Raw genomic sequence first — 14,911 nt, 5'->3', positions numbered from 1 at the left:
AGGCGCACGGCAGGCGGGTCGAGTTGAACGCCTCAGGAGGGATGTCATGGACGCGAAAAACACTTTTGAAGCCAAGGCGCCGGCGCTGACGCCGGAGCAGTTCGCCCATCTCGGCGACGGCGTGATCGCCTATGTGCGGCCGATGCGCTCGGAAGACATCAACCGTCTTTATCCGCAGGCGCCGGAAATCGCGCCCGGCCTGACGATCTTCGCGCTGATCGGCGCGGATGGCGCGCCCATTCTGCTCGCCGACTCGGCCGACGCAGCGATCGGCAATGCGCGGGAGAACGATCTTCAGATGGTGAGCCTGCATTAAGGCAGGGATCTTGCTTCCATCGCGAGGGCGCCGCGCGCGCCCCGCGATGGAGCCGCCATGTCCACGACCGAAATCTTCGCCGTCTGTCATGTCAATGACGTCGCCAAGCGCGGCGCTGTCGGATTCGTTCTTGCGCGCCGCGACGGCGACAGCACTGTCCCCTTCCCGGTCGTGATTGTCCGCCAGGGCAGGAACTACCACGCCTATCTCAACCGCTGCCCGCATCAGGGGACGCGGCTCGACTTCCAGCCGGGCCAGTTTCTCGACCAGGGTCATCGCGCCATCGTCTGCGGGAAGCATGGCGCGCTTTTCGACATCGCCACCGGCCATTGCCACGACGGCCCCTGCGCCGGCGCGGCGCTGGAGAAGATCGAGGTGGTGGTGGACGGCGACGACATCTGCCTCGCGGGCGTCGAACTCGCCGAGGAAGACGGGCTCGACCGGCCGGAGAACGACGAGATGCCGCAGATCGTCATCCAGCCGGACTGAAACTCAGCCGCCGCCGAAAAGCTTCTCGACGAAATTTCGCTCGTCTTCCTCCACCGAGGGAGGCGACGGCGCGCGCTCTCCGCGATGGGGGCGGGCAGGGGCCGGGGCGGCGCCGGGAATGTCCTCGGGCGGCAGCAGATCGTCGATCGCCTGCGGCCGTGCGGCGCGCGGACGGGGAGGCGGCGGCGCCGGGATCGTCGCGGTCTCGTCGGTCTCGGGAGCGGTCTGCGCCGTGGGCTTCTCGTCCCTCAGGCGCTCGGCGGCGGGCGCCGGACGCGCGGCGCGCGATTCCCGCGGCGGCTCCGGCTGGCGCGCCGCGCCCGTGAATATTCCGATGAGATCGTCGAGCGGCTTGGCGACGACCTCGTCGACTGCCGCCGCCGTTTCCGGACGCCACGCGCCCGACGCCAGCCCGGCGACGGGAACGCCCTTGTGGGCGATCGTCATATAGCGGCTCCAGATCTCGACCGGCAGATTGCCGCCCGAGGCTTTCTTCGTCGGCGAATTGTCGTCATTGCCGAGCCACACGCCGGTCACGAGCCGGCTCGTGTAGCCGACGAACCACGCGTCGCGGAAATCCTGGCTGGTGCCGGTCTTGCCCGCCGCCTGCCAGCCGGGCAACTCCGCCTTGCGCGCCGTGCCGGTGAGGAGCGTCTCCTGCATCATCGTGTTCATCATCGCCACATATTGCGGCTCGATGACCCGGCCGAAGGAGGCGGCCTTGCGCTGGTAGAGCGTCTTGCCGGCCGCCGTCTTCACCTTTGTGATGATATACGGCTGCACGCCTATGCCGCCATTGGCGAAAGGCGCATAGGCGGCGACGAGTTCGAGCGGCGTCACCTCCGACGTGCCGAGCGCGATGGAGGCGTTGGGCTGCAACTCCGACTGTATGCCCAGCCGATGCGCCGTCTTCACGACGGTCTTTGCCCCGACTTCGAGCCCCACGCGCACGGCGACCGTATTGAGTGAGAGCGACAGCGCCCGGGTGAGCGTGACGGGGCCGAAATATTCGTGGCTGTAATTCTCCGGCTGCCAGCCCTTCACGTTCAGGGGCCCGTCCTCGCGCACGGTATCCGGCGTCAGCCCGTGTTCGAGGCCGGCGAGATAGACGAAGGGCTTGAAAGCCGAGCCCGGCTGGCGTTTCGCCGAGACCGCGCGGTTGAACTGACTCTCCGAATAGTCGCGCCCGCCGACGAGCGCGCGGATCGCGCCATTGGGGTCGAGCGAGACGATCGCGCCCTGCGTGACGCCGAATTTGGCGCCCTTTCTGTCGAGTTCCTCCTTCAGCGCGCCTTCCGCGACGGTCTGCAGCCGCTCGTCGATGGTCGTGGTGACGACAATGTCCTGATCGATCGCGCCGATCGTGTCGTCGAGCATGTCCATGACATAGTCGGCGGCGTAGTTTATCGACCCCGCGCCCGTGTCGTGGCGCGCGCGCGCCGGATGGGCGAGCGCGGTCTTCGCCATCGCCTCGCTGATATGGCCTTCCTGCGCCATGGCGGCGACGACCTGCGCGGCGCGTTCGGTCGCGCCCTGGGGATTGCGGTCGGGCGCGAGCTTGCTCGGCGCCTTCATGAGACCCGCGAGAACCGCCGCCTCCGACAGCGTCGCGGTCCTGGCGCTGTGGCCGAAATAGCGTTCCGACGCGGCCTCGACGCCATAGGCGCCCGAGCCGAAATAGACGCGGTTGAGATAAAGTTCGAGGATCTGGTCCTTGGAAAATTTATGCTCCAGCCAGAGCGCGAGAATCGCCTCCTGAATCTTGCGCGAGATGGTGCGCTCCTGCGTCAGGAACAGGTTTTTCGCAAGCTGCTGCGTGAGCGTGGAGCCGCCCTGCATGCCGCCCCGCCCCGTGACGTTGCGCAGGAGCGCGCGGCCGATGCCCTGTGGATCGACGCCCCAATGCGAATAGAAGCGCCGGTCCTCGATGGCGATGAAGGCTTTGGGCAGATAGGGCGGCAGGTCGGAGATGCGGATCGCCGCGCCGCCCGTGTCGCCGCGATTGGCGAGAAGTTCGCCCTCGGCCGAAAGAATGGCGATGTTCGGCGGGCGTTTGGGAATCGCGAGCTGGTCGATCGGCGGCAATTGCGAGCCGTAATAGACCGCAAGCGCCCCGCCCCCGATTGCGCCCCAAAGTCCCAGCGTGAAGGCCCAGTAGATGAGCGAGCCGAAAAGCGAGCCGGAAGAAGCCCGGCGCGCCTTCGCCTTCTTCTTGGCGCGGGCGCGCGGCGGCGGCCGCCGTTCGGCGCGAAGCTCGCCGTCGTCGTCGCTGTCGTCGAACCGCGGTTCCCGACGTCTGTCGTTACGCGCCATACGCTTCACCCTGGCCGCGCCTCGATCAGCGGCGGCGACCGTCCGAATTCCGAATGTTGAAACTTAAGGAAGGCCGTTTAAGGGCCGGTTAAGCGTTCGCCGCACTGCGGCAAATGGGATTTGTTCACAAGCTCGCGGCCCGCGCCCCTTGCGATTTGCCGCCCGGCGGGCCAAAGTTTTCGCCCCCGCGCGGCGCCGCCGCGCAAAATGCGGAAACGGTTTTCAGGCGATGAAGGTCACGATCGAGAGAGCGGCGCTTTTGCGGGCGCTCGGCCATGTTCACCGTGTAGTCGAACGGCGCACCACGATCCCCATTCTCGCCAATGTCCTCATCGACGCGCGGGACGGCGCGCTGACGCTGAAGGCGACCGACCTCGACCTCGAAATCACCGAGAAGGCGCCCGCCGAAGTCGGCCAGCCGGGGGCGACGACGCTCCCCGCCCACACGCTCTACGACATCGTACGCAAGCTCCCCGAGGGCGCGCAGGTCTCGCTCGACGCCTCGGGCGAAGCGGGCCAGCTCACCCTGCGTTCGGGCCGCTCGCGCTTCAACCTCTCGACCCTGCCGGAAAGCGACTTCCCGGACGTCACCTCGGGCGATTTCAGCCATCGCTTCCAGCTCGCCCCGGCCGATCTCAAGCGACTGATCGAGAAGACGCAATTCGCAATCTCCAGCGAAGAGACCCGTTATTATCTAAACGGCATCTACATTCATGCGATGGACGTCGACGGCCAGCTGATGCTGCGCGCCGTCGCCACCGACGGCCATCGTCTCGCGCGGCTCGAACTGCCGGCGCCCGCGGGCTGCGCCGGCATGCCGGGCGTGATCCTGCCGCGCAAGGCGGTGACGGAGGTGCAGCGTCTCATCGAGGACGCGCAGGGCGACGTCTCGGTCGAGCTCTCGACCAACAAGATGCGCTTCTCCTTCGGCGACGCGCTGCTGACGACCAAACTTATCGACGGCACGTTCCCGGATTACTCCCGCGTCATCCCCGCCGGCAACGACAAGCGCCTCACCGTGGAGCGCGACGTCTTCGCCAAGGCGGTAGACCGCGTCTCGACCATCTCCTCCGAGCGCGGCCGGGCCGTGAAGATGGCGCTGACGGAAGGAAAGCTCGTGCTCTCCGTCACCAATCCCGATCAGGGTTCGGCGGTCGAGGAGCTGGAGGCCGATTACGACGGCGCGCCGCTCGACGTGGGCTTCAACGCCCGCTATCTGCTGGACATCACCCAGCAGCTCGACAGCGACACCGCGCTCTTCAAACTCGCCGATCCCGGCTCGCCCACGCTGATCCAGGACCGCGACGGCGCGAGCGCGCTCTATGTGCTGATGCCGATGCGGGTTTAGCGGCCCCGCCCCGGCTTCACGAAGAAGCCGGCGACGAGCCCGAAGCCGAAGCCCGAGAGGTGAGCCGCGAGGCTCGACATCGGCAGCAGGAAATCCGCGCCGATCTGAACCAGGATCGCAAGGGCGAGAGCCGCCGTGCGGAAGGCGTCGAGGCTCGCGCGATGACGCAGCCAGTCCCTGACGCGCAGCGCGCCGACGACGCCGAAAAGCGCGAAGATCGCGCCCGAGGCGCCGACGTAAAGGCCATAGGCGACGAAGCCGAAAGCCATCAGCCCCAATACGAAGGCGGACGAGAAGAGCGCGCCGCCGAGATAGAGCGCGAGCGTGCGAATTGCGCCGATCTCATGCTCCACGTCGCGTCCGATGAGCGCCAGCATCAGCATGTTCAGCGCGAAATGCATTCCGCCGAAATGCAGGAAGGCGGAGGTGAGGAGGCGCCAGTCCTCGCCCTGCTGCAGGACGAGCGGCGCCCATAGCGCGCCGAGCGCCACCAGCGTCCCGAGGTTCTGCGAGCCGCCGAGCGCGATTTCAGCGACGAAGACCAGCGCGTTGACAGCGACGAGCGCGAAAGTGACGCGCGGCAGGCGCCAACCCCGCGCGTGACGGGCGCATTCCGCATTCACCCGCGCGGCGACCTCCTCGACCGTCTTCCGCGCCGCCGGCGATAGCTTGGCGGGCGGCGGCCATCCCTTTTCGAGCTGACGGCGGGCGGCGGCCGTCGCCGGCCGGTCGGCAGGGCCGGCGGCGAGACGCTCGAATTCGGCGCGCGCCGTGGCCTGTTCCCCCGCCTGCCCGCGCGCGACGGCGAGCCAGTAGGCGACCGTGTCGGCGTCGAGCCTCAGGGTCTGGGCGGCGAGCCGCTCGACCTCCCGCGGCCGGCCGCCGAAGGCGAGAACGAAGAGCCAGCCAAAAACCGTCTGCTCGACCGGCGTGCGATCCTTCGTGCGCTCGTAGTCGCGCATCAACTCCTCGACCTGCCCCGTCTCGCCCAGGGCGCGCAGACGATAGCCGGCGAGCCGCCGCTCGTTCCCGTCCGCTGCGGCGAGGGCGAGAAGCCTCTCCCACTCCCCGCGCTCCGCAAGGAGCCTCGCCTCGATCGCCGATCTGTGCGCCGGAGGCGCCTCCTTCGCGAGCGCGGCGAGGGCGCGCGCCTTCTCCTGCGGGTCGGAAAGCGCGGCGGCGCGGGCGAAGGCGGCGGTAAACCTCATGGCGGCGGTCGGATGAAACAAGGCCGCGAGCGCTGCAAGCCGCGCCGCCGCCTCGAGCCGTCCCGCGCGGGTCATGCGCGCCTGCAGGGCGGTCAGCGCGACCGGCGCAGCGACGAAGGGCGTGAAGACCAGCGCGACGATTGCGCCGACATATTGCGGAAGCCAGTAGAGCGCCGCGGCCCCGGCGACGATCACCAGCGCGTTGACGACGGCGAAGGGCGCCATCTCGCTTCGGCGCTGCAGCAGCGCAAGCAGCAGGGAAAGGGCGGAGAGCGCCATCAGATTGACGGCGACGATGAGTTGAACGTCCATCGGCGTCTGCGGCCTTTCGCTGTGGACGGCGGCGTTGCGCTTCTCGGTCGCGCCTGTCAGATTGTCAATGCCGCGCCCCGGACGGATCACGCTCCAGCTTGCCTTCCAGGGCGCTCAGCACCAATTTTCGAGTTCCGCACGGGCGGCCGCCCGCAGGCAGAACGGCGCGTCATGCTGGACTTTCTTTTTCACCTCCGCTTCTGGCTCGTGGTCTGCGTCGCCGTCGGCGTTCTGACCGGCGCGCTCGTCCAATACAGACCGGCGAAGGGGGGTCCTGCGCGCTGGCTGATCTGGACGGCGCTCGCCTTTTGCGCCGGCGCCGTCGCCGCCGCGCTCGGCGCCTTGCAGGGCGCGGCTGGCGTTTTCCTCGAAAGCGCCCTCGCCTTCTATGCGACCTTCCTCATCGGCGCGGCGGTCGGCGCCCTGGGCTCTGGCGGATCGCTCGCCGCGCATGAGGGCTGGGCGCTGGGACTCATACCGGCCGGCCTCGTCTGGTGGGGCGCGACCCTTTTCGCGCAGCCCGCCTATCAGGCGGAGTTGCAGCGCCGCGTGACGGCCCTCGCGGCGGCCGCGAACGTCGATGCGTCGGGCGTCGGCGTTTCCGGCCGCGACGTGACCGCGCCGGCCGCAATCGCTCAGAACCCCGCCCTGATGTCGCAGATCGCCTCGGCCCCCGGCGTGCGGCGCGTGATCGCGGCGGCCGCGCCCATTGCGACGGCCGCAATCCAGCCGACGGCTCCTTCGACGCCGACAACGCAAGCGCCTGCGGAAACGCCGCCGACTCCAACCGGGACGCAAGCGCCGGGCGACCCCGGCGCGATTCTCGCCGCCCTGCCGTCCGGCGCGCTCGACGCGGCGGAATGCCAGCGCGCGCTCGACGCCGTCGCGGTCGTCGATCGCGTCGAGTTCCGTGAAGGAAGCGCCGCCATCACGCGCCAGGCGGCGGAGGCGCTCGACAAGGCGGTGGCGCTGATTCGCCGTTGCCCCGATGTGACGATCGAGGTGCGCGGACATGCCGACGATGTCGGCGCCGACGACGACAACGAAGCGCTTTCGGTGCGCCGGGCGCAGGCCGTCGCGCGCTATCTGCGCCGCGAGGGCCTTGGCGGCCGCCGCGTCGTCGTCGCGGGGCATGGCGCGCATCGCGCCAGAACCGCGAAGGCCGAACTGGACGCGCGCGCGAAATTCCGCACCATCGACTACGCGATTCAGTGACGCCCGTTTATTTCGCAACCATGCCGAAAGTTTGATCGCTTGCGGCCGCTCCTGCGCGCCGGATGGCTGTTTACCCCCGCGCCGCGAATGCTCTAATCTGAAGACGCGCTTTCGCCATGCGCGCCGCGCAGCGCGCTCGCCCCGGGCCGCGCCCGCCGAAGAAGATCGACAAGAAAGAACATCTTGAACGCCATCGACACGAAAGCTCCCGCCTATGCCGCAACGGTCGCGGCGCTACGAGAAGAAGTTCAGCGCCGCCTCACCTTCACGGTCGGCAAGGACAACGCGTCGGCAAGCCCGCGGGACTGGTTCATCGCGACGGCGCTCGCGACGCGCGACCGTGTCGTGTCGTCCTGGCTCGCCTCGACGAAACGAAATTACGAAGAGGACCGCCGCCGCGTTTATTATCTGTCGCTCGAGTTTCTCGTCGGCCGCCTGCTGATCGACGCGCTCACCAATCTCGGGCTGACGGACCCGATGCGCGACGCGCTGGCGGAGCTTGGCGTCGATCTCGACAGGCTTCGCGCGCTCGAACCCGACGCCGCCCTCGGCAATGGCGGCCTCGGCCGGCTCGCCGCCTGTTTCATGGACAGCATGGCGACGCTGGAAATCGCCGCAATGGGCTATGGCATCCGTTACGACCATGGCCTTTTCTGCCAGACGATCAAGGACGGGTGGCAGCACGAATATCCGGAGGACTGGCTCTCCTTCGGCAATCCGTGGCAGTTCCCGCGCCCGGAGATCACCTATGACGTCTGCTTCGGCGGCCATGTCGAATCCGCCCGCCTCACCGACGGCATGCTCGCGCATGTCTGGCGCCCCGGCGAAACGATCGTGGCCGTCGCCTATGACACGCCGGTCGTCGGCTGGCGCGGCAGGCATGTGAACACGCTGCGTCTGTGGTCGGCGCGCGCGCCGGACCCGCTGCGGCTCGACGCCTTCAATCAGGGCGACCATGTCGGCGCGCTGACCGAGCAGGTGCGCGCCGAAGCGATCTCGAAGGTTCTCTACCCGAGCGACTCCACGCCCGCCGGACAGGAGCTGCGGCTGCGGCAGGAGTATTTCTTCGCCTCCGCCTCGCTGCAGGACCTCATCCGGCGCCACATGAAGCAGACCGGCGACATAATAAAACTCGCCGACAAGGTCGCGATACAACTCAACGACACGCATCCGGCGATCGGCGTCGCCGAGTTGATGCGGCTTCTCGTGGATGTGCATGGCGTCGAATGGAAGGAGGCGTGGCGCATCACGCAGGCGACCTTCTCCTACACGAACCACACGCTGCTGCCCGAGGCGCTCGAAACCTGGCCGGTGTGGCTGATGGAGAAGCTGCTGCCGCGCCACATGCAGATCATCTATCTCATCAACGCCATGCATCTCGACGGGTTGCGCGAGCAGGGCGTCAGCGACGCGCCGACGCTATCCTCGGTCTCGCTCATCGACGAGCACAACGGCCGCCATGTGCGCATGGGGCATCTGGCGTTTCTGGGTTCGCACAGGATCAACGGCGTTTCGGCGCTGCACAGCGAACTCGTCAAGGAGACCGTGTTCAGCGACTTCCACCGCCTCTATCCCGACCGCATCGTCAACAAGACGAATGGCGTCACCTTCCGCCGCTGGCTGCTGGAGGCGAATCCCGCGCTGTCGCGATTGCTGGCCGAGACGATCGGACCGGCCGTCTTCGACGACCCCGAAAGGCTCATCGAACTCGAAAATTTCGCGGACGATCCTTCCTTCCAGAGTCGCTTCGCGGCGGCCAAGCGCGAGAACAAGGATCGGCTTGCGGAGCTGATCGCGCAGAACCTCGGCGTGAGAGTCGATCCTTCCGCGCTCTTCGACGTGCAGATCAAGCGCATTCACGAATACAAGCGGCAATTGCTCAATGTGCTGGAGACGGTCGCGCTCTATCACGACATCAAGGCGCAGCCCGCCCGCGATTTCGTTCCTCGCGTGAAGATTTTCGCCGGGAAGGCTGCGGCGAGCTATCACCAGGCCAAGCTCATCATCAAGCTCGCCAATGACGTCGCGGCCGTCGTCAATTCAGATCCGCGGGCGCGCGGCCTGCTGAAAGTCGTGTTCCTGCCGAACTACAATGTCAGCCTTGCCGAGACGATCATTCCCGCCGCCGATCTGTCCGAGCAGATTTCGACCGCGGGAATGGAGGCGTCGGGCACCGGCAACATGAAGTTTGCGCTCAACGGCGCGCTCACCATCGGCACGCTCGACGGGGCCAATGTCGAGATAAGGGAGCGCGTCGGCGACGACAACATCTTCATCTTCGGCCTCACCGCGCAGGAGGTGGAGAACAGCCGCACGCAGGGCATCGACGCCCGAGAAACCATCGCCGCAAGCCCGCGCCTGACGGAAGCGCTGCGGGCGGTGGCGAGCGGGGCGTTTTCACCCGACGACAGGCACCGCTATGCGCAGCTCGTCGACACGCTGACCTATTACGACCATTTCCTGGTCTCGAAGGATTTCGACAGCTATTGCGACGCGCAGCGCAGGGTGGACGCCCGCTGGCGGGACCAGAAGGCGTGGCGGCGCGCCTGTATCCTGAACACGGCTCGCGTGGCGTGGTTCTCGTCGGATCGCACCATCCGCGAATATGCGCAAGACATCTGGAATGTGCCGGTTTGAGCGCGCGATCCGGGCGGGTGAGACGAAACGCGCGCTGGCGACGGCGCGCGTTTTTCGTTAGGCTCCAGACTTCAGAAATCGCATCGCGCGAGACACCGTGAGCCCAGCCGCGACGCAGCCCGATTGGCGCGCTTCACAAGAGGACATCGCCGCGATTTTGTCCGCGCGACACGGCGACCCTTTCTCGGTGCTCGGGTTGCATCGGACGACGGACGGATTCGTCATTCGCGCCTTCGCGCCGGGCGCAGAAACCGTCGAGGCCCTCGCGCCCGGAGGCGATCTCGTCGCGACGCTGGAGCGCGTTCACGCGGACGGATTCTTCGAAGGCCGCGCAAATCTCGAATCCCGCGCCCCCTATCGGCTGCGCGCGTCGAATGGCGCTGCGCAATGGACATATCACGATCCATACGCTTTTCCGCCCATCCTGGGAGCGCTGGACGATCATCTCTTCGTCGAGGGCGCGCATCAAAAACTATACGAAAAGCTCGGCGCGCATGTAATCGTTCATGAAGGCGTCGAGGGCGCGCATTTCGCCGTCTGGGCGCCCAATGCGCGGCGAGTCTCCGTCGTGGGCGACTTCAACCAGTGGGACGGGCGCCGCGCGCAGATGCGCAAGCGCGTCGACAGCGGAGTCTGGGAGATTTTCATTCCGCAGGTCGGCCCCGGCGCCAGATACAAATATGAAATCATCGGCCGCAACGGCGACCTTCTGCCGCTGAAGGCCGACCCGCTCGGATTCGAGGCGGAGCTGCGTCCCTCCACCGCCTCCGTCGTAGCGTCAAACGCGCCCTATGAATGGGGCGACGCGATTCATATGCGCGAACGCAGCAAATATGAGCCGCGCCGCGCGCCCATGTCGATCTATGAAGTTCATCTTCCCTCATGGCGGCGCGGGGAAGGCGGACGCTTTCTCGACTACGACGAACTGGCCGACCAGCTCGTTCCCTACGTCGCCGATCTCGGCTTCACCCATATCGAATTGCTGCCGATCAACGAGCATCCGCTCGACGCCTCATGGGGCTATCAGCCGATCGGGCTTTTCGCGCCCACGCGCCGGCACGGCGATTCATACGGCTTTCGCCGCTTCGTCGACCGGGCGCATCAGGCCGGCCTGAGCGTCATACTCGACTGGGTGCCGGCGCATTTCCCGACCGACGAACATGGGCTCGCGCAATTCGACGGCGGGCCGCTTTATGAACATCCCGACCCGCGCCGCGGCTTTCATCCCGACTGGAACACGGCGATCTATGATTTCGGGCGTCGCGAAGTCTCCAACTTCCTCATCGCCAGCGCGCTTTACTGGCTCGACCGCTTCCACATCGACGGTCTGCGCGTCGACGCCGTCGCCTCCATGCTCTATCTCGATTACTCGCGCAAGGCGGGGGAATGGGCGCCGAATCCGGACGGCTCCAACGACAATCGCGACGCCGTGCGCTTTCTTCAAAGCTTCAACGAACGCGTCTACGGACTTTATCCGGGCGTCGTGACCATCGCCGAGGAATCGACCACCTGGGCGGGCGTCACGCGCCCGACGAGCGCGGGCGGTCTCGGCTTCGGCTTCAAATGGAACATGGGCTGGATGAACGACACGCTGCGCTACATGTCGTCCGATCCGGTCTATCGCAAATGGCGACACAATGAGCTGACCTTCGGCCTGCTTTACGCCTTTGCGGAAAATTTCGTGCTGCCGCTGTCACATGACGAAGTCGTGCACGGCAAGGGCTCGATCATCGGCAAGATGCCCGGCGACGACTGGCGCCGCTTCGCGGGCGCGCGCGCCTATTACGGCTTCATGTGGGGCCATCCCGGCAAGAAGCTCCTGTTCATGGGGCAGGAATTCGGACAGATGAGCGAATGGAATTTCGCCGGCTCGCTCGACTGGGATTTGCTGAACCACGCGCCGCATCGCGGCCTGCGCGACTTCATCCGCGACCTCAATCGCCTCTATCGCGAGCGGGAGGCGCTGCATCGCCGTGATTGCGAGAGCGAGGGATTCGAGTGGATCGTCGTCGACGACGCCGCAAGCTCGGTCTTCGCCTTTGCGCGTTTCGGCGCCGACCGGTCGCGGCCCGTCGTCGTCGTCGCCAATTTCACCCCCGTGCCGCGCGGGGCCTATCGCCTGTGTCTGCCGCGCGCCGGCCGCTGGCGCGAGATATTGAACTCCGACGCGCTGGCCTATGGCGGTTCGGGAATGGGCAATCTCGGGGCCGTCGACGCGCGCGAAGAGCCCTGCGGCGCTTTCCCCGCCTGCGCCGACATTCTCCTGCCGCCGCTCGCTACTTTGTTCTTCGAAATCGAAAGCGATGGTCTAGAATGAAATTCGAATCGGACGCCATCGAACAGGATTTCGAGTGATGGCCGCCTTTGAAAATGCGCCTCTCGCGCGTCAGGCCATGGCCTATGTTCTCGCCGGCGGCCGCGGCTCGCGGCTGATGGAGTTGACCGACCGGCGCGCGAAGCCGGCTGTTTATTTCGGCGGCAAGTCCCGCATCATAGACTTCGCGCTCTCCAATGCGCTGAACTCCGGCATCCGCCGCATCGCGGTCGCCACGCAATACAAGGCGCACAGCCTCATTCGCCATTTGCAGCGCGGCTGGAGTTTCCTGCGGACCGAGCGAAACGAGAGTTTCGACATCCTGCCCGCGAGCCAGCGCGTGTCCGAAGACCACTGGTACCTCGGCACGGCCGACGCAGTGTTCCAGAACCTCGACATCGTCGAAAGCTACGATCCCAAATATATCGTGCTGCTCGCGGGCGATCACGTCTACAAGATGGACTATGAGCCCATGCTGCAGCAGCATGTGGATCAGGGCGCGGACGTCACCATCGGCTGTCTCGAAGTCCCGCGCAGCGAGGCGTCGGGCTTCGGCGTGATGCATGTCGATCACGACGACCGCATCATCTCCTTCATCGAAAAACCCAAAGACCCGCCGGCCATGCCGGGCCATCCCGACCGCGCGCTGGTCAGCATGGGCATCTATGTCTTCGAGGCGAAATTCCTCTACGACCAGTTGCGCCGCGACGCCGAGGAAACGAGCTCCACGCATGACTTCGGCAAGGACATCATTCCCTATATCGTGAAGCACGGGAAAGCGGTTGCGCATCACTTCTCGCGCTCCTGCGTGCGTTCGGAAAGCGAGCAGCACGCCTATTGGCGCGATGTGGGGACCGTCGACGCCTATTGGGCGGCGAATATCGACCTCACCGATTTCGTGCCGCAACTCGATCTCTACGATCGCAACTGGCCGATCTGGACGCACGCCGAGATCACGCCGCCTGCGAAATTCGTGCACGACCAGGTCGGGCGGCGCGGACAGGCGCTTTCGTCCCTCGTTTCCGGCGGCTGCATCGTCTCGGGCGCGACGCTGCGCCGAAGCCTGCTGTTCACCGGCGTGCGCGTCAATTCTTACGCGACGGTCGAGAACGCCGTGGTGCTGCCCTATGTCGACGTCGGCCGCTCCGCGCGGCTCACCAATGTCGTCATCGACCGCGGCGTGCAGATCCCGCAGGGCCTCGTCGTCGGCGAAGATCCGGAGCTCGACGCGAAACGCTTCCGGCGCAGCGATCAGGGCGTCTGCCTCATCACGCAGCCGATGATCGACAGGCTCCAGCCATGACACGGCTGCGCGTTCTCGCCGTCGCCTCGGAAATGAGCCCGCTGGTGAAGACCGGCGGCCTCGCCGATGTCGTCGGCGCCCTGCCCGCGGCGCTCGCCGCCGAACATGTCGAAACGCGCACGCTCATTCCCGGCTATCCGGAGGTCCTGGCGGCGCTGCGCGTCGGGGACACGGCGCACGCCTTCGAGGATCTCTTCGGCGGTCCGGCGTGGATTCATGCGGCGCAGCTCGGCGACATCGACATTTACGCGCTCGTGGCGCCGCATCTTTATGCGCGCGAGGGCGGGCCATATGCGGGGCCGGACGGCGCCGATTATCCCGACAACGCCTTTCGTTTTGCAGCGCTCGGCTGGGCCGGCGCCGAGATCGCGCAAGGCGCCGTGCGCGGTTTCAGGCCGGACGTGTTGCACGCGCATGACTGGCAGGCGGCGCTGGCGCCGGCCTATCTGCATTACGGCGGAAAGCCGCGCCCCGCGACCGTTCTCACGGTTCACAATATCGCCTTTCAGGGCCAGTTCTCGAAAGAGCTGCTCGAAGCGCTGCGCCTGCCGCCGCAATCCTTCACGCTGGACGGCGTCGAATATTACGGCGCGATCGGTTTCCTGAAAGCCGGCCTGCAGCTTTCCGACCGCATCACCACCGTCTCGCCGAGCTATGCGCAGGAAATCGAGACGAGCGAATTCGGCATGGGGCTCGATGGTCTGCTGCGCGCGCGCGCGGACGTCGTCAGCGGCATCCTCAATGGCGTCGATGTGACGGAATGGAATCCGGCCAAGGACCCGCGCATTGAATCGCGTTACGATCATTTCAGCCTCGTGACGCGCGTCAAGAACAGGGTCGCGCTGCAACGCCGCATGCGCCTCGCGGCGGACTCCGAAGCCTTCCTGCTCGGCGTCGTGAGCCGCCTGTCGTGGCAGAAGGGTCACGACATGCTGCTCGCCGATTTGCCTGCGCTGATGGCGCGAAATATCCAGCTCGCATTGATCGGAACCGGCGACAGGACGCTCGAGGAAGGATTCCTCGCCGCGCAGGCCGCCTATCCCGGCCGTGTCGCCGTCGAAATCGGCTACAGCGAGGACATGGCCCATCTCATCCAGGCCGGCGTCGACGCTTTTCTCGTCCCGTCGCGTTTCGAGCCTTGTGGACTGACGCAACTCTATGCGCTGCGTTACGGCGCCGTGCCCATCGTCTCGCGCGTCGGCGGGCTGAAGGACACGATCATCGACGCCAATGAAATGGCCCTGCAGGCCGGCGTCGCGACGGGCTTCCAGTTCTCGCCGCCCGTCGCCGACGCATTCGGCGCCGCGCTGCGTCGGGCCGAGCATCTGTTCCGGGACAAGGAGACGTGGCGCAAACTGCAGATCAACGGCATGAAGACCGACGTGTCTTGGCGCCACCCCGCGCGACGATACGCAGAGCTTTATCGCGAAGCCGTTGCGGCGCGGGCGCAGTGAGA

The 14,911-nt window shown here is 66.5% G+C and carries 10 protein-coding genes; 8 read left to right on the top strand and 2 right to left on the bottom strand.

All coding sequences use genetic code 11. The annotated features are described in order from the left end of the window. Window positions 1-46: 46 nt before the first annotated feature. Window positions 47-316: a DUF1150 domain-containing protein gene (locus LG047_RS11245; RefSeq protein WP_227966752.1), complete on the top strand. Its 270-nt coding sequence runs from the start codon at window positions 47-49 to the stop codon at window positions 314-316. A gap of 57 nt (window positions 317-373) precedes the next feature. Next, window positions 374-805 carry a Rieske 2Fe-2S domain-containing protein gene (locus tag LG047_RS11240; RefSeq protein ID WP_227966750.1) on the top strand — a complete coding sequence of 144 codons (432 nt, stop codon included), beginning with the start codon at window positions 374-376 and terminating at the stop codon, window positions 803-805. Window positions 806-808: 3 nt separating this feature from the next. Here LG047_RS11240 and LG047_RS11235 read toward each other — a convergent pair whose 3' ends face one another. Continuing rightward, window positions 809-3,118: a transglycosylase domain-containing protein gene (locus tag LG047_RS11235; RefSeq protein ID WP_227966748.1), complete on the bottom strand. Its 2,310-nt coding sequence runs from the start codon at window positions 3,116-3,118 to the stop codon at window positions 809-811. Between the two features lie 229 nt (window positions 3,119-3,347). Between LG047_RS11235 and dnaN the strand changes: the two genes are divergently transcribed. Continuing rightward, window positions 3,348-4,466 (top strand): DNA polymerase III subunit beta, encoded by a 1,119-nt coding sequence (gene dnaN, locus LG047_RS11230; RefSeq protein ID WP_227966747.1) that lies wholly within the window; start codon window positions 3,348-3,350, stop codon window positions 4,464-4,466. Here dnaN and LG047_RS19750 read toward each other — a convergent pair. After that, complete coding sequence (locus LG047_RS19750) at window positions 4,463-6,076, bottom strand: rhomboid family intramembrane serine protease (RefSeq protein ID WP_227966746.1); 1,614 nt, start codon at window positions 6,074-6,076, stop codon at window positions 4,463-4,465. The genes dnaN and LG047_RS19750 overlap by 4 nt on opposite strands. Window positions 6,077-6,157: 81 nt before the next feature. Between LG047_RS19750 and LG047_RS11220 the strand changes: the two genes are divergently transcribed. The 5 genes from LG047_RS11220 to glgA all read left to right on the top strand — a co-directional run bounded on the left by LG047_RS11220 (window position 6,158) and on the right by glgA (window position 14,909). Continuing rightward, on the top strand, window positions 6,158-7,201 hold the full coding sequence (locus LG047_RS11220) for an OmpA family protein (RefSeq protein WP_227966745.1): 1,044 nt from the start codon (window positions 6,158-6,160) through the stop codon (window positions 7,199-7,201). Between the two features lie 192 nt (window positions 7,202-7,393). After that, window positions 7,394-9,838 (top strand): glycogen/starch/alpha-glucan phosphorylase, encoded by a 2,445-nt coding sequence (locus LG047_RS11215; RefSeq protein WP_227968478.1) that lies wholly within the window; start codon window positions 7,394-7,396, stop codon window positions 9,836-9,838. A gap of 97 nt (window positions 9,839-9,935) precedes the next feature. Further along, window positions 9,936-12,155, top strand: a complete 2,220-nt coding sequence (glgB, locus tag LG047_RS11210) for a 1,4-alpha-glucan branching protein GlgB (protein WP_227966744.1) — start codon at window positions 9,936-9,938, stop codon at window positions 12,153-12,155. Between the two features lie 37 nt (window positions 12,156-12,192). Further along, window positions 12,193-13,455, top strand: coding sequence for a glucose-1-phosphate adenylyltransferase (gene glgC, locus LG047_RS11205; protein WP_036284817.1), 1,263 nt, complete (start codon window positions 12,193-12,195; stop codon window positions 13,453-13,455). Then, window positions 13,452-14,909 (top strand): glycogen synthase GlgA, encoded by a 1,458-nt coding sequence (glgA, locus tag LG047_RS11200; RefSeq protein ID WP_227966742.1) that lies wholly within the window; start codon window positions 13,452-13,454, stop codon window positions 14,907-14,909. Before glgC ends, glgA begins: the two co-directional genes overlap by 4 nt. Window positions 14,910-14,911 lie beyond the last annotated feature (2 nt).

Source organism: Methylocystis sp. WRRC1, from assembly GCF_020733155.1.
Classification (GTDB): Bacteria; Pseudomonadota; Alphaproteobacteria; order Rhizobiales; family Beijerinckiaceae; genus Methylocystis.
This window is presented reverse-complemented; position numbering and strand designations above follow the sequence as displayed.

Bases quoted from the DNA above. Each gene is read 5' to 3' on its own strand.
- LG047_RS11245 (WP_227966752.1), top strand. From the start codon at position 47: ATGGACGCGAAAAACACTTTTGAAGCCAAGGCGCCGGCGCTGACGCCG.
- LG047_RS11240 (WP_227966750.1), top strand. From the start codon at position 374: ATGTCCACGACCGAAATCTTCGCCGTCTGTCATGTCAATGACGTCGCC.
- LG047_RS11235 (WP_227966748.1), bottom strand. From the start codon at position 3,118: ATGGCGCGTAACGACAGACGTCGGGAACCGCGGTTCGACGACAGCGAC.
- dnaN (WP_227966747.1), top strand. From the start codon at position 3,348: ATGAAGGTCACGATCGAGAGAGCGGCGCTTTTGCGGGCGCTCGGCCAT.
- LG047_RS11220 (WP_227966745.1), top strand. From the start codon at position 6,158: ATGCTGGACTTTCTTTTTCACCTCCGCTTCTGGCTCGTGGTCTGCGTC.
- glgC (WP_036284817.1), top strand. From the start codon at position 12,193: ATGGCCGCCTTTGAAAATGCGCCTCTCGCGCGTCAGGCCATGGCCTAT.
- glgA (WP_227966742.1), top strand. From the start codon at position 13,452: ATGACACGGCTGCGCGTTCTCGCCGTCGCCTCGGAAATGAGCCCGCTG.